The organism is Pseudonocardia nematodicida, from assembly GCF_040105385.1.
GTDB classification, from domain to species: domain Bacteria; phylum Actinomycetota; class Actinomycetes; order Mycobacteriales; family Pseudonocardiaceae; genus Pseudonocardia; species Pseudonocardia nematodicida.
In genome coordinates, this window is the sequence record NZ_JBEDNQ010000004.1 from 509,245 (window position 1) to 534,825 (window position 25,581).

A 25,581-nucleotide genomic window follows, 5' to 3' on the forward strand; every position below is an offset into this window, starting at 1 on the left:
GGATCAGATGTGTGGATCACACGTCCAGGAAACGCACGTCCTTGGCGTTGCGGGTGATGAAGGACCGGCGGGACTCGACGTCCTCGCCCATGAGCACGGAGAACAGCTCGTCGGCGGTGGCCGCGTCGTCCAGGGTCACCTGGTAGAGCAGCCGGTGCGACGGGTCCATCGTGGTCTCCCACAGTTCCTTGGCGTTCATCTCGCCGAGACCCTTGTAGCGCTGCACGCCCTCTTCCTTGGGCAGCTTCTTGCCCGCCGCGCGGCCGGCCTCGATCAGGCCGTCCCGCTCGCGGTCGGAGTAGGCGTACTCCGGCTCGGCCCCGCGGCCGCCCCACTTGAGCTTGTAGAGCGGCGGCGCGGCGAGGAACACGTGCCCGTGCTCGATCAGCGGGCGCATGAACCGGAACAGCAGCGTGAGCAGCAGCGTGCGGATGTGCTGGCCGTCGACGTCCGCGTCGGCCATCAGCACCAGCTTGTGGTAGCGCAGCTTGGCCAGGTCGAAGTCGTCGTGGATGCCGGTGCCCATCGCGGTGATGATCGACTGGACCTCGGTGTTCTTGAGGACGCGGTCGATCCGGGCCTTCTCGACGTTGATGATCTTGCCGCGGATCGGCAGGATCGCCTGGTGCATCGAGTCACGGCCGGCCTTCGCCGAGCCGCCGGCCGAGTCGCCCTCGACGATGTAGAGCTCGCAGCTCTCCGGGTCGCGCGACCGGCAGTCCGAGAGCTTGCCGGGCAGGCCACCGATGTCACCGGCGCTCTTGCGCCGGACCAGCTCACGGGCGCGACGCGCGGCGAGCCGGGCCTGGGCCGACGAGACCGCCTTGTTGACGATCGTCTTGGCCTCGGTGGGGTTGCGCTCGAACCAGTCGGCCAGCCACTCGTTGGAGACGCGCTGGACGAACGACTTGACCTCGGTGTTGCCGAGCTTGGTCTTGGTCTGGCCCTCGAACTGCGGCTCCGCGATCTTCACCGAGACGATCGCGGCCAGGCCCTCGCGGATGTCGTCCCCGGACAGCGCCGGGTCCTTCTCCTTGATCAGCTTCTTGTCGCGGGCGTACCGGTTGACCGTGGCGGTCAGCGCGTGCCGGAAGCCCTCCTCGTGGGTGCCGCCCTCGTGCGTGTTGATCGTGTTCGCGAAGGTGTAGACCGACTCGGAGTAGCCGGAGTTCCACTGCATCGCCACCTCGAGCTGGTGGCCGGGGCCCTCGCCCCCGTAGCTGACGATCTTGCGGTGGATCGGGTCCTTGGACTTGTTCAGGTGCGCGACGAAGTCCTCCAGCCCGTTCGGGTAGTGGAAGACGTACTCCTTGACCTTCCCGACGAAGCCCTCGGCGTCCGGCTCCTCGTCGGCGTCGGCGACCGGGGCCGCCGCGATCTGCTCGCCGTCCACCTCGTCGGCGTCGGCGTCGATCCCGTCCGTGGCCGGGAGCTCGGCCGGCCGCTCGGGCCGGCGCTCGTCGCGCAGGACCATGGTCAGGCCCTTGTTCAGGAACGTCTGCTCCTGCAGCCGGCGCCGGATCGTCTCCAGCGTGTAGCTGGTCGTCTCGAAGATCGACGGGTCGGCCCAGTAGGTGATCGTGGTGCCGCGCTTCTTGGAGGAGCCGGCCTCGACGAGCTCGCCGGGCTTGGCGTACTCGTAGCGCTGCTGCCAGACCTTGCCGTCCCGGTGCACCTCGACCTCGAGCGCGGTGGACAGCGCGTTGACCACCGAGACGCCGACGCCGTGCAGACCACCGGAGACCGCGTACGACTTGTCGTCGAACTTGCCGCCGGCGTGCAGGCTGGTGAGGACGACCTCGAGGGTCGGCTTCTTCTCCACCGGGTGCATCTCGACCGGGATGCCGCGGCCGTCGTCGACGACCCGGATGCCGCCGTCGGCCTGCAGGGTCACCTCGACCCGGGTCGCGTGACCGGCCATGGCCTCGTCGACGGCGTTGTCCACCACCTCCCAGATCAGGTGGTGCAGCCCTCGCTCACCGGTCGAACCGATGTACATACCGGGCCGCTTGCGGACCGCCTCCAGGCCCTTGAGGACCGTGATGGAGGACGCGCCGTAGGCGTTCTTCTGCGCTGCCTTGTCCTGAGCCACGGGTTGCTGGTTCTCCTCGCCACGTGAACCGGACCCCGTTCACGCGCGCGCCTCGTAGTAGCGCGGCGGACACGGATCCGGTTCCACCGACCGGGGGCTCAGTCATTGCGGGGGAGCCACCCGGGAACACTCCACGATTCTACCTGGCGGCACCGACAGAAAGCCGGTCAGGACCCGCCCAGGATCGTCGGAGACGGGCGAACGGCCTCCCAGGTGGGACCGAACGTGCGGCGGCGGGGTCGAACGGTCCGATGGCCGTGTCATCCGGCGCTCACCGCCACGTAGAGCCGTCCGGGCCACCAGGCTCGGCTCTCCACCCGATCGGCGCCCTCCTGCGCGGCACGACGTCGCAGCACGCCATTTCCTACCCAGTTGCTCCGTTCGGACTAGCGCATGGCGCGCCTCCCCGTGTCACGAACGGACCTTTCGTGGCACGTGCTGCTACGAAGGGTCCGCTCGTGGGACGAGCCGGGACGCGGGACGTGCTCAGCCGTAGGTGTCGCGCGGTCCGCGTCCGCGGACGTGCCGCGGGCCGTGCCGCCAGCTGGGTCCGCTCGGCCCGACCACCCGGATGCGGCGTACCACGTCCGGGCCAACTGCGGCGGCCAGCCGGGTGAGCAGCTGGCGTTGCAGGGTACGCAACTGGGTGGCCCACGCCGTCGACTCGGCCTGCAGTGTCAGCTCGCCGTCCCGCAGCGACACCGGGGTGCAGTGATCGGCGACGTCCGGCCCGACGAGCTGCGGCCACCGGCCCAGCACCGTCGCGTCGGTCAGCCGGGACGACCAGCCACGGTCCATCGACACCCGGGACACCACTCGGCCGAACGGCTGCGGGTCGCGGTCGTCCGGCCCGGCCCCCGACCAGCGCCGGCGTCGGCCCTTCCCGGACACCACCCGCAGCTTCGGGCGGTCCTGCCGGGACTGCTCCTCGGCCCGGCGCGCGGTCTTCTCCCGGGCCGCCTTCAGCGCGTCCCGGGCGAGGTCGGCACCACGCAGGCCGGCGCGCTCACCGTCCAGGAGGTCTCCCTGACCGCCGGCCGTTCCCCCCGTCGTGATCGGGTCGTGATCGGGCCCGTCGCGGTCGCCTGCCCGGCTGTCCCCAGGCGCCGGTCGCCCCTGCGCAGCGCCCCGGCGCCCTGTCCGGCGGTTACCGGTCGCGCGGGAGCGGCCGTTCCCCGACGATGCCGGGTTATCCACAGAATCCACAGGCTTGTCCCCAGGTGTCCGTGATGCGCGCGATACCCGCCGGCACCACCTCGGTCCCGACGGTCCGATCGCTCATCGTGCCTCCTCCGAGCCCGGCACGGGCTCGGCGACCCGTCCGGCGCGCCGGACGGTGCGGTCCGCGACGTCGAACCGGACCCCGTCCAGTTCGCGCGGCACGTCCTCGGCCACCGCCGCGGTGACCAGGACCTGCTCGGCCCCGGCGACCAGCCCGGCGAGCGCGCGCCGCCGGGCCGCGTCCAGCTCGGCGAACACGTCGTCGAGCACCAGGACCGGCTCGACGTCGTCGGCGTGCAGCAGACGGTAGGACGCCAGCCGCAGCGCCAGCGCGAACGCCCACGACTCGCCGTGGCTGGCGTAGCCCTTGGCGGGACCCTCGCCGAGCGCGAGGTCGAGCTCGTCGCGATGTGGCCCGACCAGGCAGACACCGCGCTCGATCTCCTGGCCGCGGACCTCGGCGAGCCGGGTCAGCAGCCGCTCCTCCAGCTCGGCCGTGGTCGCCGGCAGCTCCGCCACCCCCGCGGTACCGAGGCTGGACCGGTAGTCCAGCCCGATCTCGTCCGACGACGGCGCGATCTCGGCGAACGCCTCGCGCGCGTACGGGGCGAGCGCGACGACCAGCTCGCGCCGGCCGGCCAGCAACGCGGCACCGGTACGGGCGAGGTGGCCGTCCCAGATCTCCAGGGTGGTCAGGTCGTCGGGCAGGTCGTCCGAGGAGGACGTGGCCGGCTCGGCCCGCCGGACACGCCCCCGCGAACCGGCCCGCAGGGCGGGCTTCGCCGACTTGAGCAGCGCCGACCGCTGGCGGAGCACCTTGTCGTAGTCCGCCCGCACCCCGGCGAACCGGGGGAAGCGGGCGACCAGCAGCTCGTCGAGGAACCGCCGTCGTTCGGAGGGGTCACCCCGGACCAGCGACAGGTCCTCGGGGGCGAACAGCACGCTCCGCAGGATCCCGAGCACGTCGCGCGGCCGGGACACCGGCGACCGGTTCACCCGGGCGCGGTTCGGCCGGCCCGAGTTGATCTCCAGTTCGACGCCGAGCTTGCGGCCCTGATGGTGGACCTCGCCGCGCAGCAGTGCCTGCTCCGCACCGCGCCGGATCAGCGGGGCGTCCGACGACACCCGGTGCGAGCCGAGGGTCGCGAGATAGCCGATCCCCTCCACGAGGTTCGTCTTCCCGGCCCCGTTGGACCCGACGAGCACCGTGACCCCGGGATCGAGTTCGAGCTCGGCCTCCGGCCAGGAACGGAAGTCGGTGACCGAGAACCGCCGCAGGTACACCGTCTGAGTCAGCCTCCCGGCCGGGCCGCCCCGGTGCCCGAGGTCGGTCCCGCCTTGTCGCCCGGCGCCCCGGCGGGCCCGGCGGCCTTCACCGCGTGCCCGCCGAACTGCTGGCGCAGCGCGGCGACCGCCTTCATCGCCGGCGACTCGTCCTGTCGCGAGGAGAACCGGGCGAACAGCGCCGCGGAGATCACCGGCAACGGCACCGCGTGGCTGATCGCCTCCTCGATGGTCCACCGCCCCTCGCCCGAGTCGTCGACCCAGCCCTCGAGCTCGGCCAGGTCCGGGTCCTCGCGCAGCGCGTTGACCAGCAGGTCCAGCAGCCACGAACGGACGACGGTGCCCCGCGACCAGGCCTGGACCACCGCCGGCACGTCGGTCACGAGCTCGCTGGCCTGCATCAGCTCGAAGCCCTCGGCGTAGGCCTGCATCAGCCCGTACTCGATGCCGTTGTGGACCATCTTCGAGAAGTGGCCGGCGCCGACCGGGCCCGCGTGCGCGAAGCCCTCCTCGCGGGGGCCCTCCGGGCGGAGCGCGTCGAAGATCGGCATGGCGCGGGCGATGTGCTCGTCCGAGCCGCCCGCCATGAGGCCGTAGCCGTTGTCCTTGCCCCAGACGCCACCGGAGACACCGCAGTCGACGTAGCCGATGCCGTGCGTCTCGAGCAGCTCGGCGTTCGGGCCGTCGTCGGTGTAGCGCGAGTTCCCGCCCTCGATCACCAGGTCGCCCGCCTCCAGGGCGCCGGCGAGCCCGGAGATCGTGCTCCGGGTCGGCTCACCGGAAGGGACCATGACCCACACGGTGCGCGGCGCCTGCAGCGCACCGGCCAGCTCGTCCAGCGAGCCGACGTCGCTGACGTCGGGCCGGGGGTCGTAGCCGACCACCTCGTGGCCCGCGGCACGCAAGCGTTCCCGCATGTTCCCGCCCATTCGGCCGAGCCCGATCAGGCCGATCTGCACAGCGAAGCCCCCTTCGTCCGACGCCGGCGATCGCGGTGGCGCGGAACTCGTCGATCAGTCCACCCGGGAGTCTGGTACCCGCCGCCGCCCTACGCGCGGCGGGGTCGGCTCAGCCGGGCAGGCGGACCGGCATCAGCAGGTGCAGGTAGCCGGACTTCTCCGGCGACGGCGCGTCGGTCTCGTCGTCGGTCGCCGGCTTCGGCACCGGACGGACCAGTGCGGGCCGGTTCGGGGTGGTGAAGGTCAGCTGCGCGCGGTCGGTGTGCAGCGCACCGAGCGCGTCGAGAAGGTAGCCGGGGTTGAACGCGATGGTCAGCGGGTTGCCGTCCAGCGCGCAGGGCAGCTCCTCCTCGGCGGACCCGACGTCGTCGCCGCCGGCGGCCAGGCGCAGACCGTCCTCACCGAACTCCAGCCGGATCTGGGCGACCCGGTCGGCCACCAGGGACACCCGCTTGATCGCCTCGACCAGCATCGCCACGTCGAGCTCGACCGCGGTCGTGTGCTCGGCCGGGATCAGCTGGCGGAACCGGGGGAACTCGGCGTCGAGCAGGCGGCTGGTGGAGCGCCGGCCGCCACCGGTCAGGCCGAGCATCCCGTCCCCGGCGGACAGCGCGATCTCGACGGTGCCGGCACCGGAGAGCGTCTTGGCGACCTCGGCGAGGGTCTTGGCCGGGATCAGCACCGCGGTCGAGATCGACGGGTCCTCCGGCACCCACTCGATCTCCCGGACGGCGAGCCGGAACCGGTCGGTCGCCGCGAGCGTGAGCTGCGAGCCCTCGATCTCCAGCCGGATGCCGGTGAGCATCGGCAGCGTGTCGTCCCGGCCGGAGGCGACCGCCACCTGGGCGACCGCACCGGCCAGCGCGTCCGCCGCGACCGAGCCGGCCTTCTGCGGCATGTCGGGCAGCTGGGGGTAGTCCTCGACCGGCATCGTCGGGAGGCTGAACCGGCTGTTCCCGCAGTTGATCGTGGCCCGCGAGCCGTCGACGACGAGGTCGACCGGCTTGGACGGCAGCGCCCGGGTGATGTCGGCCAGCAGCCGCCCGGACACCAGCGTGCGGCCGGGCTCCCCCACCGTCGCGTCCAGCTCGACCCGGGCCGAGGTCTCGTAGTCGAAACCGGAGACGGTCAGCCGCTCCCCCGAGTCGCTGTCGGACTGGATGAGCACACCGCCGAGCACGGGCACCGGCGGGCGCGCCGGAAGGCTGCGCGCCACCCAGGCGGCCGCGTCCGCGAGGACGTCGCGTTCGACCCGGAACTTCATCAAGGACCTTCCCCGGTAGCGCCGGTGCCCGGCCGGTCGGCCGGTCCGCCGGCGGGACGGCGGTGGATCCGGCGGCCCGGGGCCCGACCTGTCGTGGCACCGCCCTGGGGGCGGCGGCCGGGACGAGGTCGGGATCCGGGTTCGCCGGGACGCTCACGGTAGAGCCTCCGACCGACAGTTTCCACGCCGCCCCGGACCACCGCCGGGTCGGTGGGGTCGACGCGGTGTGCCCGGTTCGAGGCACCCCGTCCGGGTCCCTTCCACACAGGTGTTTTGAGGAAGAACTTCTAGAGAGAGACAAACACCAGTAGTCATAGGTCCTGTGCACGGTGTGGATGGACGACGTCCGTGCTGGTCAGCAGGCCGCGTCAGGTGGGGACGTGGCGGTGGGGGCACCCGTTGACAGCTTCGCCGGGCGGTGGACGGACGTCGTCGGACCCCGTTCGTCCCCCGTCCATCCCGGGTTCGGACGGGAGTTGTCCACCGATCTCCGGCGATCCGTCCACGGGCTCCGCGCGATCCATCCACAGAGTTGTCCCCAGATGTGGGTGGAAACGTGGTGGATCGTGGACCCAGGGTGATGTGCGACCAGCGGGCGATGCCCCCTCGCCAGGGCGTCCGAACCCCACATACGTCTCACACGTCACACCGAGCTCGACGGAGAGTGACCGGCGCCCGGCCGGACTTGATCACCTCGGCGAGCGGCGTTGCGCCGAGCGCCCATTACCCGACGCCGAACGGACGGTGTGGGAGCGACACGCGGAGATCCGCGGGCCGGACCCGATCGGGATCGCGTGCCGACGGGCGTCGCGGGGCCGGAGGGCCCTTCTCCGGGGTATCGATCACTCCGGGATCGGCCGGATCGGCCCGGAGAATCGCTCTCAGCGCCGTTGCCCGTGTGGGTGCTGCGGGATCGGTACCGGTGCGGGCCGTGAGCGGGCCGGCGCCCGGTCGTCGGGGCACACCGGGACGACGCCCGGATCCGGCGCCGGGCGGCGGGCCGGTGGCGCCCGGGGGCTGCGTGTCGGCCCGGCGGGCGCGCCGCTGTGGGTCGACGCCGACGCCCGCAGCCGGGTTCTGCGGCCGGATCCCACCCGGGAGGCGCCGGTTCGAGGGGTACGTCAGGGCCGTCTCGGGCGTCGTCGACAGCCCTCCTGTACCCCTCGGCGGTGAGGTGCCGAGCGGTGGTGGCGGGAGGGGGACGGCTCGTTGCTTGCGGGCCGTGGGCCCGCGCGCGAGGATCCGCCGACGGTCTCGATGCCCCATGGCGCACGTCGCCTGCGCGGGATCCGCGCCCGTGCCCGGCGTCCGGGGGCTCGAGCGGCGTGCGGCTGGCTATCCCGCCGGCCGCGTGGTGTGTCTCGGACGACGTGGCGAACGTTCGCTGATCCGGTGCCGGCGGCGCGGTCAGTGGCGGGCGCGCAGCTTGATCCGCGCGGTCAGCTCCTGCACCTGCTCGAAGGTCTTCCGACGGAGCGAGATCTCGTTGCGGATCTTCTTGTCGGCGTGCATGACCGTGGTGTGGTCGCGCCCGCCGAAGGTCTGCCCGATCCGCGGCAGCGAGAGGTCGGTCAGCTCGCGGCACAGATACATGGAGATCTGCCGGGCCTGGGCGAGCGCCTTGGTCTTGCCGGGCCCGGACAGGTCCTCGAGCGTCACGCCGAAGAACTCGGCGGTCACCGCCATGATCGTCGGGGCGGTGATCTCGGACGCGGCCGAGTCCGGGATGAGGTCGCGCAGCACGATCTCGGCGAGCTGGGTGTCGACGGCCTGCCGGTTCAGCGACGCGAACGCGGTGACCCGGATCAGCGCGCCCTCCAGCTCGCGGATGTTGCGCTCGATCCGCTCCGCGATGAACTCCAGGACCTCACCGGGGACGGCGAGCCGGTCCTGCGCGGCCTTCTTCCGCAGGATCGCGATCCGGGTCTCGAGCTCGGGCGGCTGGATGTCGGTGATCAGGCCCCACTCGAACCGGGTGCGCATCCGGTCCTCGAGGGTCTCGAGGCGCTTCGGCGGCCGGTCGGAGGAGACGACGATCTGCTTGTTCGCGTTGTGGAGGGTGTTGAAGGTGTGGAAGAACTCCTCCTGGGTCCCCTCCTTGCCCTCCAGGAACTGGATGTCGTCGACCAGCAGCACGTCGACGTCCCGGTAGCGGCGCTGGAAGGCGACCTTGCGGTCGTCGCGCAGGGAGTTGATGAAGTCGTTCGTGAACTCCTCGGTACTGACGTACCGGACCCGCATCCCGGGGAACAGCCGCTGCGCGTAGTGCCCGACGGCGTGCAGCAGGTGGGTCTTGCCCAGCCCGGACTCGCCCCAGATGAACAGCGGGTTGTAGGCCCGCGCCGGTGCCTCGGACACGGCGACGGCGGCGGCGTGGCTGAACCGGTTCGACGCCCCGATGACGAAGGTGTCGAAGGTGTAGCGCTCGTTGAGCCGGGTCTGCGACCGTGGCGCGACCGGGTCGCCGGCCTGCGGGGCGGTGTAGGCGGGCCAGGCCGTGCCGCCGCCGTCCCGCGACTCGCGCGACGGCGACTCCGGCAGCGGGGCCCAGCCTCCGGCGCTCGACGGCGGCGGGGCGGCGTGTGCGGGCTCGACGTCCGCGGCGGACGCCGCGTCGGTTCCCGCACCCGCGGCGTTCCCGGGGGGCTCCGCACCGTCGGCGGCGCCGTCCGCGTCGACCCCGTCGACGGCCGGTGCCGGGGTGACCGTCACGACGTCCGCCTCGGCGGTCCCGGTGTCGCGGGCGCTGTCGCCGGCCGACAGGCCGCGGGACAGCCCGAAGCCGGGCGGGTCCGGGACCTCGGTCCCGCCGGACGCCGCGGAGGCGTCGACGACGACCGCGAGGTTCACCGAGACACCAAGGTGCCGGCCGAGCGCCTCACTGATCGGCCGCCGCAGGATGCGCTCGATGGCGTCCTTGGCGAACTCGCTCGGCGCGGCCAGCAGGGCGGTGCCGTCCAGCAGCCCGAGCGGACGGGTCAGCCGGAGGAAGGCGCGCTGCTGCGGGGAGAGGGCGGGGGCCCCGGACTCGGCCGAGGAACCCGACAGGTCGGCGATGACCCGGTTCCAGACCCGGCCGAGATCGCCCGGCTGGTCGGTCATCGCGTCTCCCCCTCGCTTCGGCCGACGTCCGTGGTGTCCGGCTCGGTGATACCCCCTGGTGCCCGGGTCACTCTGTCACGTTCCCGAGGAGGTCGTGCCGCGCGCACGAGCGTCGGCGTGGACGTTCCGCCACGGATCCCCCTGTGGCGCATCCCCAGAGTTGTCCACACTTGTGCGTAAAGGTACGCAGGCGTCTGCGCCCGTCACGCAGCGGGGCTGCGACACGGGCGCGGTCGAGGTGCGGACCTTCGTGACTCCCGCCGGTCATCAGGCGGGGAGCTGCGGACGCTAGCAGCAGGGCCGACGCGGACCTGCCCGTGGGGCGCCCGGGGGCGGTTTGACCGTCCTGAAAAGCGCTGCGTACCCTTGACCACCGGACACTGGTCAGGAGGGGCGTCTCGCGCCCGTCCGCCACCGGATCTGTGGGGCCGACCCGCCGAGGAGGCCTCCGCGGAACCCCGAGGACGGCCGGTGACCCGCGTACCCCGTGACCGTAGAGACATCGGCGTCGCAGACGCCTGCGAGCCGATCAGGAGAGCCGACCCGTGAGCAAGCGTACTTTCCAGCCGAACAACCGCCGCCGGGCCCGCACGCACGGTTTCCGCCTCCGCATGCGCACCCGCGCCGGCCGCGCGATCCTCGCCGGGCGCCGCCGCAAGGGGCGCGGCAAGCTCTCGGCCTGACGGCCGGCACCCGACCGGCCCGCGCCGTGCTGCCGGCACACGCCCGGCTCACCCGCCGGCCCGAGTTCGCCTCGACGATCCGGCGCGGACGCCGCGCCGGTCGATCGAGCCTCGTGGTGCATCTCGACCTGACCCGCCCCGGCGGCGTGCCCGAGCACGTCCCGCCGAGGGCGGGTTTCGTCGTGAGCAAGGCCGTCGGCAACGCCGTCGTCCGGCACCGGGTGACCCGGCGCCTGCGGCACCTCGTCGCCGACCGGCTGGACGGGCTGCCGTCCGGAGCCGCACTCGTCGTCCGGGCGCTGCCGCCGGCGGGGCGGGCGTCGTCGGCGGAGCTCGGTGCCGACCTGGACTCGGCGTTGCGGTCGGCGCGCCGTCCGCGCCGGCCCCGCGCCCCGACGGGTGGTGCGGGGTGAGTGTCCGCGGAGCGGTCGAGGAGGACGTCGTGACCGACCAGCCGGAACGCACACGCGGCTCGCTGGGCGCGCGCGCCGCCGTCGCGGCGGTGCGCTGGTACCAGGTCTGGATCTCCCCCGCTCTCCCGCCCAGCTGCCGGTTCCAGCCCAGCTGCAGCGCCTACGCCGTCGAGGCCTTCTCGGTGCACGGCCTGATCCGCGGATTCGGGCTCACCGTCTGGCGACTCCTGCGCTGCGCGCCGTGGCACCCTGGCGGGTGGGACCCGGTGCCGCCGCGACGAGGGCGCGGGTCCGCATCCACCGGTGCGGACCCGGCATCCACCGACCTGCCCTGAACCGAAGGCCTCATACGCGGTGCGGACCGCTGAGCAGCGGCCGGACCCGAGACCCCGAGGAGCAACACACCCGTGCTGGACTTCATCTACTACCCCGTCAGCTTCATCATGTGGGTCTGGCACCAGGTGTTCGGCTTCCTGCTGGGCGATACGAGCGGCATCGGCTGGGCGCTCTCGGTGGTCTTCCTGGTCTTCACGCTGCGGTTGATCCTCTACAAGCCGTTCGTCGTGCAGGTCCGCTCCATGCGCAAGATGCAGGAGATGGCGCCGGAGATGCAGAAGCTCCGGAAGAAGTACGCCAACGACCGGCAGAAGCTCGCGACGGAGATGCAGAAGCTCCAGCAGCAGAACGGCGCCAACCCGCTCATGGGGTGCCTGCCGATCCTGGTGCAGATCCCGGTGTTCATCGGCCTGTTCCACGTGCTGCGGGAGTTCAAGCCCGGCAAGACCGAGAACTACTTCTTCGACGCCGCCGGGAACGCCTCGTTCGTCGAGTCCAACTTCTTCGGGTCCAAGCTCGGTGCCGCGATCTGGCCGCTGCAGAACACCTCCGGTGTCGAGGAGATCGGCGGCAACTACGTCTCCCAGTGGATCGTCATGGTCCCGCTGATGATCATGGCCGGCGTCTTCACGCACATCACGGCCCGCCACTCGGTCGCCCGCCAGCAGGCGCAGATCGCCGCCGGGACCGCGCCGGCGAACCCGCAGGCCGAGATCATGCAGAAGCTGATGCTCTACGTGTTCCCGATCGGCGTCGTGGTCGGTGCGCCGTTCCTGCCGCTGGCGGTCCTCTTCTACTGGGTCGCCAACAACCTGTGGACCCTCGGCCAGCAGTGGCTGGTCTACAAGAAGATCGACGCCGAGGAGTCGGTGAAGCAGGAGAAGGCCGCCGAGAGCGCGAAGGCGCTCGCCCCGCGTCCCGGCCAGAAGCCGGTCCGCCGCAACGGCCGGTCCGCCGCCGAGGAGATCCGGGAGATCGCCGACGAGCCGCCGTCCGCCGAGGACGTCGCGGCCGCCGACGCCGCCGACGCGAGCCCGAAGGGGTCCGACGGCGCCTCCGCCGAAGGCACGGCGACCGGGACCAACGGATCGTCGTCGTCCGCGACGAACGGCAACGGCAGCAACGGCTCGGGCAAGAAGAGCTCCGGCGGCGGAACGAAGAAGCCCGGCTCGAAGCCGGTCAACCGGGGCGCCAAGTCCAAGCGTGGCAAGCGCCGTTGACCACCCCCGCGTGCCCGACGGCCCCGGCGGTGCCCGACCGCCGCGTGGGCCCGGGCGCCGCGCCCCCGCGAACCCTTTCCGAGAGGAGAACCCCGTGCCCACCACCGCACAGGAACCGGCCGAAGGCTCGAACGTGCAGGACAAGCCCTCGGGCGACGACCTGCTGATCCAGGAGGGCGACGTCGCAGGCGACTACCTGGAGCGCCTGCTCGACATCCTGGACTTCGACGGCGACATCGACCTCGACGTCGAGGGCGGACGCGCCGTCGTCAGCATCGACGGCGGCGAGGGCGACAACGACCTCGAGAAGCTCGTCGGGGACAAGGGCGCCGTGCTGGAGAGCCTCCAGGAGCTCGCCCGTCTCGCGGTGCAGCAGCAGATCGGTAGCCGCAGCAGACTGATGCTCGACGTCGCCGGCTGGCGTCGGCGTCGCCGGGACGAGCTCACCGACCTGGGGCTGGAGACCGCGAAGGAGGTCAAGGAGTCCGGGCAGCCCGCGCGGCTGCGCCCGATGACCCCCTTCGAGCGCAAGGTCGTGCACGACGCCGTCGCGACCGTCAAGGGCGTCGTCTCCGAGAGCGAGGGCGAGGAGCCGCGTCGCCAGGTGGTCGTGCACAAGAAGTGAGTGACATCCAGCAGGCAGTCCCGCCGGCGCCGGAGGTCGCGGCGCGCGTGTTCGGTGACCGGCTGCCGGCTGCCGCCCGGTACGTCGCACACCTGGCGACCTCGGGGATCGAGCGTGGGCTGATCGGCCCGCGGGAGCTCGACCGTCTGTGGGACCGGCACGTGCTCAACTGTGCGGTCCTCGCCGAGGTGGTACCGCCCGACGCGAAGGTCGTCGATGTCGGATCCGGGGCGGGTCTGCCCGGGATACCGTTGGCGCTGGCCCGGCCGGATCTGCAGATCGTGCTGGTGGAACCGCTCGCCCGGCGGGTCGACTGGCTGAACGAGGTGATCCCGGACCTGGGCCTGGACATCGCGGTCCAGCGGGGGCGTGCCGAGGAGCGCGGTGTTCTGCGACGATGGGAGGGCGCCGACGTGGTCACCGCACGAGCCGTCGGGCCACTCGCCCGGCTCGCAGGACTCTGCCTTCCCCTGCTCCGGCCCGGCGGTGCGATGCTGGTGCTGAAGGGTGCCTCGGCTCCCGACGAGATCGCCCGGGACGTCGACGACGTCCGGGCCCTCGGCGGAGGTGACGCCCGGATCCACGAGTGCGGCGCCGGAGTCGTCGATCCGCTGACCACGGTGGTCGAGATCCCCCGCATCGGCGCGCCCCGACGCAACCGGAGGAAGGAACGGCGATGATGAGGAGGACACCGTCCTCGGCCGTTCCACGTGAAACATCCGCACGGGAGACGTCGTCGGGAGAACCGAGGGAGAGAGGTTCGCGCGTGAGCCTGGGTTGGACCCCCATCGCGGACGAGGCCGAGCGTGCTGCCCGTGTCCTGCATCCGGACAAGCACGGCATGCCCCGGCCGGTCGGACGTCGCGTCATGGGCGTGGCCAATCAGAAGGGCGGCGTCGGGAAGACGACCAGCACGGTGAACGTCGCCGCGGCGCTGGCCGTGCACGGTGTCCGGGTCCTGGTCGTCGACCTCGACCCGCAGGGCAACGCCAGCACCGCGCTGGGCGTCGAGCACCGCACCGGCACGCCGTCGGTGTACGAGGTCATGCTCGGTGAGATCCCCCTCGAAGAGGCGGCGGTGGTCAGCACGGCGTCGCCGAACCTGTTGTGCGTCCCGGCGACGATCGACCTCGCCGGCGCCGAGATCGAGCTCGTCAGCATGGTGGCCCGGGAGTCCCGGCTCTCCCAGGCGCTGAACGAGGAGTCGCTGTCCCGGCTCGACGTCGACTACGTCCTCATCGACTGCCCGCCCTCGCTGGGCCTGCTGACGGTGAACGCGCTCGTCGCGGCGTCGGAGGTGCTGATCCCGATCCAGTGCGAGTACTACGCGCTCGAGGGACTGGGCCAGCTGCTGTCCAACATCGACCTCGTGCGGTCGCACCTGAACACGTCGCTGCACGTGTCGACGATCCTGCTGACCATGTACGACGGCCGCACCAAGCTGGCCGACCAGGTCACCTCCGAGGTGCGTCAGCACTTCGGCCCCACCGTGCTGCGGACCGTGATCCCGCGCAGCGTGAAGGTCTCCGAAGCCCCCGGATACAGCCAGACAGTCCTGGCCTACGACCCCGGTTCCCGCGGCGCCCTGAGCTATGTGGACGCGGCACGGGAGATCGCCGAGCACGGCGCGAGCGGCTCCTACCGTGGTGACGCCGCCGCGGGCGGTCGCTGAGATGGCTGAGCGCAAGGGCGGTCTCGGACGCGGTCTGGCCGCGCTGATCCCCACGGCACCCGTCGAGCAGGGCGGACCCTCGCCGTCGTCGGCGGGTTCTCCGCTGCGCCGGCCGCACTCCCCCGCCGGCTCCCCGGAGTCCACCCGGGACGACACGTCCGTCGTCGACGGTGGCGCGGAGTACCGCGAGATCCCGCTCGCCCGGATCGTGCCCAACCCGAAGCAGCCGCGTACCCAGTTCGACGAGGAGCACCTCGCCGAGCTGGAGCACTCGATCCGCGAGTTCGGCCTGCTCCAGCCGGTCGTCGTCCGGCGCGCCGGGCGTGACTACGAGCTGATCATGGGAGAGCGCCGCTGGCGCGCGGCCCAGCGAGCCGGCCTGGAGACCCTGCCCGCGATCGTCCGGCACACGGCCGACGACGTGATGCTGCGCGACGCGCTGCTGGAGAACATCCACCGCGTCCAGCTCAACCCGCTGGAGGAGGCGGCCGCCTACGAGCAGCTGCTCGCCGAGTTCGGCGTCACCCACGGCGAGCTCGCCGACCGGCTCGGCCGCAGCCGCCCGGTGATCACCAACATGATCCGGCTGCTGAAGCTGCCGGTGACGGTGCAGCGGCGGGTCGCCGCCGGCGTGCTGTCCGCGGGGCACGCGCGTGCCCTGCTCGGTCTGGAGGACGCGGGACAGCAGGAGGATCTCGCGACCCGGATCGTCGCCGAGGGGATGTCGGTGCGGGCCACCGAGGAGGCCGTGGTGCTCGCTCGGCAGGAGGGGCCGGCGAAGGAGCGGGCGACCCGGCGCCGGACCGCGCAGCGCCCGGAGTTCACCGACATGGCGGACCGGCTGTCCGACACCTTCGACACCCGCGTGAAGGTCGAGATGGGACAGCGGAAGGGCCGGATCGTCGTCGAGTTCGGTTCCGTCGAGGACCTCGAGCGGATCACCGGGATGATGGGCATCCGCGAGCAGGACTGACCGGCGCAGTCCGGCCCGACTCTGGTGCTGTGTCGCGTAACGATGTGGTTCGGGTCCGGTGTGGATCGGAACGCTCCTGTGGGGCCCGGCCCGTAGAGGCGATCTCAGGGCGTCCTGATCTGGCCGCTGAGCCGCTCGCACCGGTCGGTGCGGGTGACCAGGCCGGGCACGCTTCCGTAGCCCTCAGCGGACGATTCAAGGCTCAAAAGCCCCGTGTGGACATCTGAGTCGGCCCACGGAGGGCACTTCAGGCTCGTTCGGGTTGCTCGTGATGTCCGCAAAGAGACGGACGGCTGCCGACGGGGTCTCGTCAAGGGACGGAGGGCCACGAGTCCGCTCGACCGGCGCCGTGGCGTCGCGCCCGAGGGGCGGATCCGGATCGTGGTGCGGCAGGTGTCGGTGTCGGTGTCGGTGTCGGTGGAGCCTGCCCGTGCGTGCTGTCCGATGCGCGTCGGGGCGGACATCGGCTCGGTGCGCGTCAGGTGGCTGTGCCGTTCCCGTGCCCGGGTCGGCGAGGTCGTCGTTCGCCGTCGTGATCCTGTGAACGTGCCGCCCCCAGGCTCCAGCGCGAGTGTTCCACGTGGAACCTGGAACCGAGCGCACAATGATCCGGGTGATCGCGACGTGGACGCGTGCCCGGCCGATCAGTCGCCGAGGTCGGCCCGGCTTGCGGGTTGTCCGCGCCGTCCGCCCCCGAACACCACGGGCGGGCCGCTGCTCCTTCGGCGCTCGGGGGTGGAAGTGCGCGTCGATGATCCTCTGGCCGGCATCGTTCGATCGGTCGGAGAAATCGGGTGCGCGGCGTCGCCCATGACCGTGTCGCCGGGACGGTGCCGCGATGTCCGCGCCCGATCGCGCCGAAGGTTTCACGGGAAACAACGACGCTCACCACGTGCTCGACCGAGGAGCAGTCGGCTCTCCTCTCGGGGGCCGGGGCGACTCCTCCGACTTCGCCGATCGTCGAGCCGAGCGAGGGGCGCGGAGTGGGCGGCGCCGCGACCGGCTGGGCGGGCGACGGTGGTCGCCCTCGGGGCCCGGTGTTCCGCGCCGCGCGATCGGCCGACCGGAACGGATCCTGTCTATTGATGCCTCCGTTCCGGTCCCGGAGACGGCGACCCTGCTCGCGGCCGATGGACAGCCACGGAGTGAGCACGGGTCGAACACACGGAGTGTGCGCCGTCTCGAGAGGGGACCGACGGTCGACTGCGCGACGTCGACATCCGGGCCCGACGGACTCCTCGGTCGTCCGCGCCTCCGCTGTCGTTCGGCCGGCCGGGCACACGACGCGGTACCGGAGATCGCAGCCGAAGAGAGGCGGAACGGGTCGTGCGCGAGACCTGCGCCCGTAGACCGCGATCGCCCTGCCGGCCTTCCGCGGATCGCCGTCGCCGTGGCCGGGAGCTCCGCACGCCGGGCGTCCCGGCTCGGTACGCCGAAACCTGGCTCCGCGGGTCGTCGCGTTCCGGGCCCGGCGTTCGGGTGCCGGTGCCTTCCCGGGCTCTCAACGCACCCGAGACGACCGGTCCGGGGTGCGCTGTCGCGTTCCGCGGAACCCGGCCCGGAACGTCCGCCAGATCGTCCACGCCGGTGTTCCGCAGCCGTTGTGTCGGGTGTGGGGCTTCCGGCGGCACGGCTGCGCGGAGCACGACGCCCGGTCGGCCGTCGTGGAGCGCCCAGGGTGCCGCCGGAGCGCGTGGTTGCCGGAGCGCCGCCTCGGCGCTCGGTGGAGGGAACGCCGGTGGGCCGGTGGCCATCTCCTGCGGCGGGATGCCCGGCCGACTGCTCTGGAGATCGACCGGCGATGCGCGCACTGCTGCCGGACGCCGCCGGAGCCCCGCGGACACCGCGGGGCCTCTCCGGCGACGCAACATCCGGTGCTCGCGGTCGTTCGCACGCTCCACGGAACGCAGTCGCCCTTCCCGGGCGTCTGTGGGGCCGCACAACGTCACCGGCCGGCGGGCGGCGCCGTCTCGCACCGCGTCCCGCGGAACGTGATCGGCACGGCGGGCGCCGGGGCCCGTCCGTCACCGGACTGCTGTCCCGACGATCCGGTAGCGACACCGTTCCGCGTGGAGCCTGCCGGGTTTCACGTGGAACGTGCGGTCAGGCTTTCCGGGTCGCCGCGCGCTCGACGAGCGCCTCGTACACGGTGGCCAGATCCGTGCCGGCCGCGGCGGCGGCGGTCGGCAGGAGCGAGGTGTCGGTCAGCCCCGGCGACACGTTCATCTCGAGCACGTGCACCCGACCGTCGGCGTCGACGATCGCGTCCATCCGGGACACGTCCCGCAGACCGAGCAGACGGTGGGCTGCCAGTGCGGTCTCGGCGAGCGTCGCGAGGACGTCCTCCGGCAACCGGGCCGGGCAGTGGAAGGCGGCGGCACCGGGGGTGTAGCGGGAGGTGTAGTCGTAGAACCCGGACGGCACCTCGACCTCGACCGGCGGCAGCGCGCGCGGCTCCTCGCCGTCGTGCACCACCGAGACGGCGACCTCGGTGCCGTCCACGTGGCGCTCGGCGAGCACGGTGTCGGCGTAGGCGAAGCAGCTCACCATCGCGGCCGGGAGGTCCTCGGCGGCGCGCACCACCTGGACGCCCAGCGCCGAGCCGCCCTGATCCGGCTTCAGCACCAGCGGCAGGCCCAGGCGTCGCACGATCGCGTCCAGCACACCCTGCGCGCCCAGCTCGCGGAACGTGGAGTGCGGCAGCGCCACCCACTCCGGCGTCGTCAGCCCGGCGCGCACCAGTTCGGCCTTCACACTCGGCTTGTCCCACGCGGTCCGGCACGCTCCGGACGGCGTGCCGACGAACGGGATGTCGAGCAGTTCCAGCACCTGCTGGACCGCGCCGTTCTCCCCTTCCCCACCGTGCAGGGCGACGGCGACGACGTCGGGGCGGTCGGTCCGCAGCCGCTCCAGCAGCGCGCTGTCGACATCCCACTCCCGGACGTCGACGCGGTTCGCCCGCAGCGCGCCGGCGAGCCGCCGCCCGGACCGCAGGGACACCTCGCGCTCGTGGGACAAACCTCCGGCCAGCACGGCCACCGTTCGATCGCTCACCCGGGCATTCTGCGCCATGCCGGATACGCAGAACGCCCCGGACCGTCCGGCCCGGGGCGTTCCACGTGAAACATCCGATCAGGTCGTGTCCGGCGACGGGCTCTGCGGCCCGCGGGACAGCTCGGTACGGGCCGACGTCCCGAACGTCCGGACGACGTCCAGCTCGGCCTCCAGCACCGCGGCCAGCCGGCGCACGCCCTCGGTGATCCGCTCCGGCGTCGGGTAGCAGAACGACAGCCGCAGCTGCCGGCTGCCGAACCCGTCGGCGTAGAACCCGGTCCCGGACGCGTACGCCACCCGGGCCGTGACCGCCCGCGGCAGCATCGCCTTGGTGTCGACGCCGTCGGGCACCGTCAGCCAGACGAAGAAGCCGCCGTCCGGGACGTTCCAGGTGCAGCCCTCCGGCAGGTAGGTCTCCAGCGCGGAGAGCATCGCGTCGCGCCGCTCCCGGTAGTTCTCCGTGAAGGTCTTCACCTGCGAGCGCCAGTCGTGGTGCGACAGGTATCGCGACACCAGCATCTGCGTGAAGCTCGGCGGGCACAGCGTCGCCGACTCGGCGGCCAGGACGAGCCGGTCCCGCACCAGCGGCGGCACGAGCGCCCAGCCCACCCGCAGCCCGGACGCGAACGTCTTCGAGAACGACCCGAGGTAGATGACGTCCGGGTCGAGGGACCGCAGCGCCGGGTACTGCTCCCCGGTGAAACCGAGCAGCCCGTACGGGTTGTCCTCGATGACCATCACCCCGTACCGGCGGCACAGGTCGAGGATCTGCGGCCGCCGCTCGACCGCGAGCGTCACACCGGCGGGGTTGTGGAAGTTCGGGATCGTGTAGAGGAACTTGGGGGTGATCCCCTCGTTCGCCAGCGAGTCGAGCGCGGAGTGGAGCAGCTCGGGGACCAGCCCGTGGTCGTCCATCGCGACGTGCACGACGCGCGCCTGGTAGGCCGCGAAGCTCCCCAGAGCGCCCACATAGGACGGTCCCTCGGCGAGGACGACGTCGCCGGGGTCCACGAAGATCCGGGTGAGCAGGTCGAGGGCCATCTGCGAGCCGACCGTCACCACGACGTCGTTCGGGTCGCCGGAGATCCCCTCCTCCCGCATCACCTCGCAGATCTGCTCGCGCAGCACCGGCACGCCCTGGGCGGAGCCGTACTGCAGCGCCGTCAGGCCGTCGGTGTCGACCAGGTCGGCCACCTCGGACGCCAGCGACTGCAGCGGCAGCGCGGCCAGGTTCGGCATCCCGCCGGCCAGCGAGACGACCTCCGGCCGGCTCGCGACCGCGAACAGCGCCCGGATCTCCGACGCGGTCATCCCGGCCGTCCGGGCCGCGAAGCGCTCCGTGGGTGGCTGCGCCGGGAAGGTGGGCGCACTCGACCGGGAGACGGCCTGCTCCGGAGGAGCGTCCTCCCCTGCCGCCGCTGCTGCCGCAGCCGCCGTCGGGCGGGTGTCGGGCTGCTGCGGGCGATCGGGCGAGGCCATCGGCGTGCTCCCCTTCGACGAGCTGAAATGGTCGGTCGAGTGTAACCGCGACGGGTGATCGGCCTGCCCTTCGTCGTCACACACGTACCGGTGGGCCGGTTCGACGTGACGGGGACGCCCGGATCCGCCTACCCTCGGTCCAGGCGGTCTGCCGGACCTCCGAGCAGCGCCGCGCAGCCCGACGCCGGGCCTGCGGAGGCGCCCGAGGCCCGGCTGCTCCGCGGACGAGCGCGGCACCCGCGCGACGACGACAGCCGGAGGTTGTTCCGTGTCCTGGCACGTGGCCGCGCTCAATCTGGACAATCTGGGCGATCTGCCCAAGCGCTGTCGGAACTGCGTCTACTGGGAGCTCTCCCCGAAGCTCGCCGAGCAGGCCGACGGCTACGGCACGACCGACCTGGAGAAGGAGGCCTGGCTCTCCGAGGTGCTCCTCGAGTGGGGCTCCTGCGGCCGGGTCGTCTACGTCGGTGGTGTGCCCGCCGGGTACGTGCTGTTCGCCCCGCCGGCGTCGGTACCCCGCGCCGCGGACATGCCGACCGGACCGGTCAGCGCGGACGCGGTCCTGCTGACGACGATGCAGGTCTCCCCCGAGTTCGCCGGCGAGGGACTGGGGCGGGCGCTCGCCCAGGCCGTGGTCAAGGAGCTGACCCGACGCGGGGTGCGGGCCGTCGAGGCGTTCGGTGACGCGCGCCCCGGGACCGAGCCCGACTGCGTCGTCCCCGCGGACTTCCTCCGCTCCGTCGGGTTCAAGACCGTCCGGCCGCACCACCACTGGCCGCGGCTGCGCATGGAGCTGCGCTCGGGTCTGGAGTGGAAGTCCGATGTCGAGGCCGCGCTGGCGGAGCTGTTCAACACGGTGACGATCCCGATGCAGGCCCCCGCGCCGGCGGTGCCGGCCCGGATGCCCGCCCGGGCCGGGCAGTGCCAGGTGTCGTTCCTGCCCGGCGGGGCGAGCTGCTAGACGGGCCTCAGACGGCCGGGATCTCGTCCCGGCCGTACTCGCGGGCGAGCACGTCGTTGAAGGTGAAGGTCCCGGTCGGCTGGTCGTCCTGCCCGAGCAGGTAGAGCCGCTTGACGGCGACCAGGATGCCCTCGGCGACGACGTCCCGGAACCCGGGGTCGAGCAGCTTGCGCCGGTCCCCGAGATGGGTCAGGTAGCCGGTCTCGATCCGCACCGCGGGCATCCGGGTGCGGCGGACCAGCTCCCAGGTGACCGGCTGGCTGCGGCAGTCCAGCATGGACGTGCGGGTCAGCAGCTCGCGCTGGACCAGGTCGGCGAACTCCGCGCCCACGTTCGACGTGGTGCCCGACCCGTTGCCGAAGAAGAACGTCGCCATGCCCTGGGCGTGCGGGCTGAAGCTGGCGTCGGTGTGCAGTGAGACGACGAGGTCGGCTCCGACCCGGTTGGCGAACTCGGCGCGCTCCGCCTCCGGCGGGTTGCCGTTCTCCGGCCGGGACAGCAGCGCCTCCATGCCGGTGGCCGACATCCGGCCGACCAGGCGGCGGCCCAGGTCCCACATGAGGTCGGCCTCGGTGACACCGGCGACCTCGACCCCGCGGTCGGGTCCGCCGTGGCCGGGGTCGATGACGATCCGCTTGCCCCGCATCCGCGGGCCGGCGCGCCGGAGCAGCTCCTGCTCGCGCAGCAGGTGCGGGCGCCCACCGGTGACCTTGCGGCCGAGCTGGCGCAGGGCGCGGAGCGTCTCCGGGCCGCACACGCCGTCCGGCACCATCCCGTAGTCACGCTGGAAGCGGATCAGGGCCTGCTCGGTCTGCTGGTCGAACAGCCCGCTCGGCCGCCCCGGGTTGTACCCGAGCTCGAGCAGCCGCTCCTGCAGCGTCGACACGTCGTCGCCGGTGGTCGGGGTGGACAGCGTGAAGGACAGCATCCGGTCCCCGAGCGCCCAGCCGGCCTCGCGCAGTGCACGGGCCGTGTCGGGGCCGACGATCCCGTCGGTGATCAGCCCCCGCCCCTGCTGGAACACCCGGACCGCGTGATCGGTCTGGTCGTCGAAAACCTGGGGCGACCCCGGCGGCACGTCGGACAGAAGGCCGAGTTGCCGCAGCGTCGTCCGGATCTCTTCCACGGCAGGACCCGAGTCCCCGCGCCGGAGCAGCTGCATGCACCCCTCGCTCGCAGTCGTGGGCGCCGGTGGCGCCGTGGTCGGTCGGTGCCGCGGAGTAACCCGGGCGGCAGGCCGCGAACCATTGTGCCTTGCCCGGTCCCCGAAGGAGTGCAGCGGGGCGGACACGCGCGTGTCCCGGCTGTGATCAACCGGGACACGCAGCGTGATCTTCGTGCGGTAGTGCCGCGAGAGATCAGATGTGGTCGGCGAGGTCGGCGAGCAGCGCCGCCTTCGGCTTGGCGCCGACGATCTGCTTCACCGGCTTGCCGCCGCTGAAGAGGATCAGCGTCGGGACCGACATGACCTGGTAGTCGCGGGCGACCTCCGGGTTGGCGTCGATGTCGAGCTTGGCGACGGTGAGCTTCTCGGAGTTCTCGCCGGCGATCTCGTCGAGCACCGGGGCGACCATCTTGCAGGGACCGCACCAGGTGGCCCAGAAGTCCACCAGGACGGCCTTGTCGCTCTGCAGCACGTCCTTGTCGAACGAGCCGGAGGTGACGTCGATCGTGTTGGCCATGTCGTTCTCCTTCAGGTCGGGTCTGTGGGGCGGGTGCGGTGCCGCTAGTGCGCGGCCCGGGCGACCTCGTCGGCGGGGGCGTCGCCGTAGCCGCCCCCCGCCATCTCGGCGGTGACGGCGTGCCCGGCGAGCCAGCGCTCGGCGTCGATCGCGGCCGAGCAACCGGAGCCGGCGGCGGTGATGGCCTGCCGGTAGGTGTGGTCGACGAGGTCACCACAGGCGAAGACGCCGGGGACGTCGGTGTAGGTGCTGCGGTCGACGACCTTGACGTAGCCCTCGTCGTCCAGCTCGACCTGGCCGCGGACCAGCGCGCTGCGCGGGTCGTGTCCGATCGCGACGAACATCCCGGTGATGTCGAGGGTGTCGGTCTCGCCGGTGACGGTGTCGCGCACCTGCAGCTGCTTCACCGAACCCTCGCCGGTCACCTCGGTGACCTCGGCGTTGGTCCGCCAGCGCATCTTCGGGTCGTTCTGCGCGCGCTCCAGCATGATCTTGGAGGCGCGGAACTCGTCCCGGCGGTGGATCACCGTGACGGTCTCGGCGAACCGGGTGAGGAAGGTGGCCTCCTCCATCGCCGAGTCGCCGCCGCCGATCACCGCGATGTTCTGGTCGCGGAAGAAGAACCCGTCACAGGTGGCACACGAGCTGACGCCGCGGCCGAGGAGCTCCTGCTCGCCGGGGACGTGCAGGTAGCGCGGCGCGGCGCCCATCGCGAGGATCACCGCGCGGGCCCGGAAGGTCTCCTTGCCGACGCGGACCTCCTTGACGTCACCGTCGAAGTGCACCTCGTCGACGTCCTGCGGGCGCAGGTCGGCGCCGAAGCGCTGGGCCTGCCCGCGCATCTGCTGCATGAGCTCGGGACCCATGATCCCGTCGGTGAAGCCGGGGTAGTTCTCGACCTCGGTCGTGGTCATGAGCGCGCCGCCGAACTGGCTGCCCTCGAACACGAGTGGGGCGAGCTGGGCCCGCGCGGCGTACACCGCGGCGGTGTAGCCGGCCGGGCCGGACCCGATGATGATCAGGTTGTGCACCGTGTCGTCGGTGGTCACCGGTACCGATCCCTCCTGGTGCCGCGGCCCCGTGGGCCCGCGATGATTCCTCTGGCGGAACCTGCGCGGCGGGACGGGCCCGCCTCGCCGAAGCCGCACTCCTGCGAACGCGATCCTAGACAGGGGCATTCCCGGCACGTCCCCGCCCGACCTGGGGCGCGTGGTGGGCCGGTTCAGGGGACGGTGGTGTCCGCGAGCACCCGGCCGTCGCCCCGATCACATCTCGTCGGTACGACGACAATGCGGTGACGGCCACGCTCCGGGGTGCCCAGGACCAGCAGGATCGCCGGCTCGTCGTCGAACCGGTGCGGGCGCGCGGCGAGCAGCGGGGCGTCCGGGTCGACGACTCCGGTGGCGACGAGACAGGCCCGCACCCGGGCCGGATCCAGGGCGCCGGCCGGGCTCCCGACGCCGACGGCCGCGGCGCGCAGCGCGTCGGTGGCCGCCGCCCGCACCGGGTCGGCCGGCGGGCGGAGCAGCAGTGGGAGCGCGATCAGGGCGACGGCGGCGGCCAGGGACGCGAGTGCGACGCCGGCGCGCAGGGTCGAGCGGAGCCGCTGCCGTCCCGGGGTGGCCGCCCCCCGGCGCTCCGGGGCCGCACGTCCGGGCCCGGTGGTGGAGGTGCGGTCCCGTCTCGTGCCGTGAGGTCCACCGGAGGTCCGTCGCCGTGCGGCTCCCGGTCCGCGGACGGTCCCGTCGCGGTCGGATCCGGTGGCCGGCATCGCCGGGCTCGGCGGCCCGGTGGGTGTCGCGGTGCCCGCGAGGGCGAGCCGGGCCCGGATCCGGGCGGCCACGTCGTCGGGCATCCGGACCGGCCCGCAGGCCGCCGCGAGAGCGATTCGCACCGCGGAGTCACCAGCTGAGGAGGCGTTGTCGTCGTCCTGATGGGAATGATGGGAGTCGTGCGAGCTCATCGTCGCCCCTCGCGCAGGTGGTCCAGCAGGTCGGCCAGCCGGGCCCGGCCCCGCGCGCACCGACTTTTCACCGTTCCGACGGGAACTCGCAGGATCGCCGCGACCTCCCCGACCGGGTAGCCGAGGCCATCGACCAGGATCACCGCGGCCCGCTGGTCGACCGGGAGCTCGGCGAGGGCATCGTCGACGGCCATCCGGGTCGCCACCGGTCCGGTCGGGTCCGCCGTCGCGACCGCGGTGGGCGGGAGTACCGCGCCGCGGCGCCGTCCGGTGGCGCGGATGCGGTCGACGCACCCGTTCACGACGATCCGGTGCAGCCAGGTCCCGGCCGCGGCGTCACCGCGGAACCCCGGCGACCGCAGGGCGGACAGGAACGCCTCCTGGACGGCGTCCTCGGCCTCCGCGGCGTCGCCCAGCATCCGCAGCGCGACCGACCAGAGGCGGTCGGCGTGCAACCGGAACACCTCGTCCAGGTCGGGTGCGGCGGTCGGCCGCGGGTCGAGCGTGGTCACCGCGGCACGGTAGGTCCGCCGGAGTCACGCCCGGGGCCGGTCGGGGAGCACGGGTCGCGATCGCGAACCCGGTCCGGGGCCTCGTG

Annotated in this window: 22 protein-coding genes; 9 read left to right on the forward strand and 13 right to left on the reverse strand. The window is 72.6% G+C overall.

All coding sequences use genetic code 11. From position 1 onward, the window contains the following. Nucleotides 1–16: 16 nt before the first annotated feature. From gyrB to dnaA, 6 genes are all read right to left on the reverse strand, one after another. Nucleotides 17–2,092, reverse strand: coding sequence for a DNA topoisomerase (ATP-hydrolyzing) subunit B (gene gyrB / locus WIS52_RS12805; RefSeq protein ID WP_349298412.1), 2,076 nt, complete (start codon nt 2,090–2,092; stop codon nt 17–19). A 486-nt stretch (nt 2,093–2,578) separates the two neighbouring features. Continuing rightward, nucleotides 2,579–3,298, reverse strand: a complete 720-nt coding sequence (locus WIS52_RS12810; protein WP_379610493.1) for a DciA family protein — start codon at nt 3,296–3,298, stop codon at nt 2,579–2,581. A 72-nt stretch (nt 3,299–3,370) separates the two neighbouring features. Then, nucleotides 3,371–4,597 carry a DNA replication/repair protein RecF gene (gene recF / locus WIS52_RS12815; protein ID WP_349298413.1) on the reverse strand — a complete coding sequence of 409 codons (1,227 nt, stop codon included), beginning with the start codon at nt 4,595–4,597 and terminating at the stop codon, nt 3,371–3,373. 8 nt (nt 4,598–4,605) lie between these two features. Next, a complete protein-coding gene (gene gnd / locus WIS52_RS12820) occupies nt 4,606–5,556 on the reverse strand; it encodes a phosphogluconate dehydrogenase (NAD(+)-dependent, decarboxylating) (protein WP_349298414.1) in 951 nt (316 codons plus the stop codon). Between the two features lie 109 nt (nt 5,557–5,665). After that, complete coding sequence (gene dnaN / locus WIS52_RS12825; RefSeq protein ID WP_349298415.1) at nt 5,666–6,820, reverse strand: DNA polymerase III subunit beta; 1,155 nt, start codon at nt 6,818–6,820, stop codon at nt 5,666–5,668. Between the two features lie 1,407 nt (nt 6,821–8,227). After that, nucleotides 8,228–9,922 carry a chromosomal replication initiator protein DnaA gene (gene dnaA / locus WIS52_RS12830; RefSeq protein WP_349298416.1) on the reverse strand — a complete coding sequence of 565 codons (1,695 nt, stop codon included), beginning with the start codon at nt 9,920–9,922 and terminating at the stop codon, nt 8,228–8,230. A 545-nt stretch (nt 9,923–10,467) separates the two neighbouring features. On the opposite strand from dnaA, the gene rpmH reads away from it, so the two are divergent. From rpmH to WIS52_RS12870, 8 genes are all read left to right on the forward strand, one after another. Next, on the forward strand, nt 10,468–10,605 hold the full coding sequence (gene rpmH, locus WIS52_RS12835) for a 50S ribosomal protein L34 (protein WP_349298417.1): 138 nt from the start codon (nt 10,468–10,470) through the stop codon (nt 10,603–10,605). 26 nt (nt 10,606–10,631) lie between these two features. Continuing rightward, on the forward strand, nt 10,632–11,018 hold the full coding sequence (rnpA, locus tag WIS52_RS12840; RefSeq protein ID WP_349298418.1) for a ribonuclease P protein component: 387 nt from the start codon (nt 10,632–10,634) through the stop codon (nt 11,016–11,018). Between the two features lie 29 nt (nt 11,019–11,047). Next, nucleotides 11,048–11,353: a membrane protein insertion efficiency factor YidD gene (yidD, locus tag WIS52_RS12845; RefSeq protein WP_379610489.1), complete on the forward strand. Its 306-nt coding sequence runs from the start codon at nt 11,048–11,050 to the stop codon at nt 11,351–11,353. A gap of 72 nt (nt 11,354–11,425) precedes the next feature. Then, nucleotides 11,426–12,574 (forward strand): membrane protein insertase YidC, encoded by a 1,149-nt coding sequence (yidC, locus tag WIS52_RS12850; protein WP_349298419.1) that lies wholly within the window; start codon nt 11,426–11,428, stop codon nt 12,572–12,574. Between the two features lie 94 nt (nt 12,575–12,668). Then, nucleotides 12,669–13,199, forward strand: a complete 531-nt coding sequence (locus WIS52_RS12855; protein ID WP_349298420.1) for a Jag family protein — start codon at nt 12,669–12,671, stop codon at nt 13,197–13,199. Continuing rightward, nucleotides 13,196–13,879: a 16S rRNA (guanine(527)-N(7))-methyltransferase RsmG gene (gene rsmG / locus WIS52_RS12860; RefSeq protein WP_349298421.1), complete on the forward strand. Its 684-nt coding sequence runs from the start codon at nt 13,196–13,198 to the stop codon at nt 13,877–13,879. The genes WIS52_RS12855 and rsmG overlap by 4 nt, the downstream gene beginning before the upstream one ends. An 86-nt stretch (nt 13,880–13,965) precedes the next feature. Continuing rightward, on the forward strand, nt 13,966–14,871 hold the full coding sequence (locus WIS52_RS12865) for a ParA family protein (RefSeq protein ID WP_349298422.1): 906 nt from the start codon (nt 13,966–13,968) through the stop codon (nt 14,869–14,871). 1 nt (nt 14,872) lies between these two features. Further along, nucleotides 14,873–15,844, forward strand: a complete 972-nt coding sequence (locus tag WIS52_RS12870) for a ParB/RepB/Spo0J family partition protein (protein ID WP_349298423.1) — start codon at nt 14,873–14,875, stop codon at nt 15,842–15,844. A gap of 2,103 nt (nt 15,845–17,947) precedes the next feature. Here the strand turns inward: WIS52_RS12870 and WIS52_RS12875 are convergent. Beyond that, complete coding sequence (locus WIS52_RS12875) at nt 17,948–18,898, reverse strand: D-alanine--D-alanine ligase family protein (RefSeq protein ID WP_349298424.1); 951 nt, start codon at nt 18,896–18,898, stop codon at nt 17,948–17,950. Nucleotides 18,899–18,976: 78 nt separating this feature from the next. Beyond that, nucleotides 18,977–20,377 (reverse strand): aminotransferase-like domain-containing protein, encoded by a 1,401-nt coding sequence (locus WIS52_RS12880; RefSeq protein ID WP_349298425.1) that lies wholly within the window; start codon nt 20,375–20,377, stop codon nt 18,977–18,979. Between the two features lie 268 nt (nt 20,378–20,645). On the opposite strand from WIS52_RS12880, the gene WIS52_RS12885 reads away from it, so the two are divergent. Beyond that, nucleotides 20,646–21,338, forward strand: a complete 693-nt coding sequence (locus WIS52_RS12885; RefSeq protein WP_349298426.1) for a GNAT family N-acetyltransferase — start codon at nt 20,646–20,648, stop codon at nt 21,336–21,338. A 7-nt stretch (nt 21,339–21,345) separates the two neighbouring features. Here WIS52_RS12885 and WIS52_RS12890 read toward each other — a convergent pair whose 3' ends face one another. The 5 genes from WIS52_RS12890 to WIS52_RS12910 all read right to left on the reverse strand — a co-directional run bounded on the left by WIS52_RS12890 (nt 21,346) and on the right by WIS52_RS12910 (nt 25,495). Continuing rightward, nucleotides 21,346–22,500, reverse strand: a complete 1,155-nt coding sequence (locus WIS52_RS12890) for an N-acetylmuramoyl-L-alanine amidase (RefSeq protein WP_349298427.1) — start codon at nt 22,498–22,500, stop codon at nt 21,346–21,348. A gap of 196 nt (nt 22,501–22,696) precedes the next feature. Further along, nucleotides 22,697–23,020, reverse strand: a complete 324-nt coding sequence (gene trxA / locus WIS52_RS12895; protein WP_349298428.1) for a thioredoxin — start codon at nt 23,018–23,020, stop codon at nt 22,697–22,699. 44 nt (nt 23,021–23,064) lie between these two features. Further along, a complete protein-coding gene (trxB, locus tag WIS52_RS12900) occupies nt 23,065–24,069 on the reverse strand; it encodes a thioredoxin-disulfide reductase (protein ID WP_349298429.1) in 1,005 nt (334 codons plus the stop codon). Between the two features lie 173 nt (nt 24,070–24,242). Further along, complete coding sequence (locus WIS52_RS12905) at nt 24,243–24,914, reverse strand: hypothetical protein (protein ID WP_349298430.1); 672 nt, start codon at nt 24,912–24,914, stop codon at nt 24,243–24,245. Between the two features lie 65 nt (nt 24,915–24,979). After that, a complete protein-coding gene (locus tag WIS52_RS12910) occupies nt 24,980–25,495 on the reverse strand; it encodes a sigma-70 family RNA polymerase sigma factor (RefSeq protein ID WP_349298431.1) in 516 nt (171 codons plus the stop codon). Between the last annotated feature and the right edge of the window lie 86 nt (nt 25,496–25,581).

Coding starts and splice junctions, on each gene's coding strand:
- dnaN (WP_349298415.1), bottom strand. CDS start 6,820: ATGAAGTTCCGGGTCGAACGCGACGTCCTCGCGGACGCGGCCGCCTGG.
- dnaA (WP_349298416.1), bottom strand. CDS start 9,922: ATGACCGACCAGCCGGGCGATCTCGGCCGGGTCTGGAACCGGGTCATC.
- WIS52_RS12870 (WP_349298423.1), top strand. CDS start 14,873: ATGGCTGAGCGCAAGGGCGGTCTCGGACGCGGTCTGGCCGCGCTGATC.
- WIS52_RS12880 (WP_349298425.1), bottom strand. CDS start 20,377: ATGGCCTCGCCCGATCGCCCGCAGCAGCCCGACACCCGCCCGACGGCG.
- WIS52_RS12890 (WP_349298427.1), bottom strand. CDS start 22,500: ATGCAGCTGCTCCGGCGCGGGGACTCGGGTCCTGCCGTGGAAGAGATC.
- trxA (WP_349298428.1), bottom strand. CDS start 23,020: ATGGCCAACACGATCGACGTCACCTCCGGCTCGTTCGACAAGGACGTG.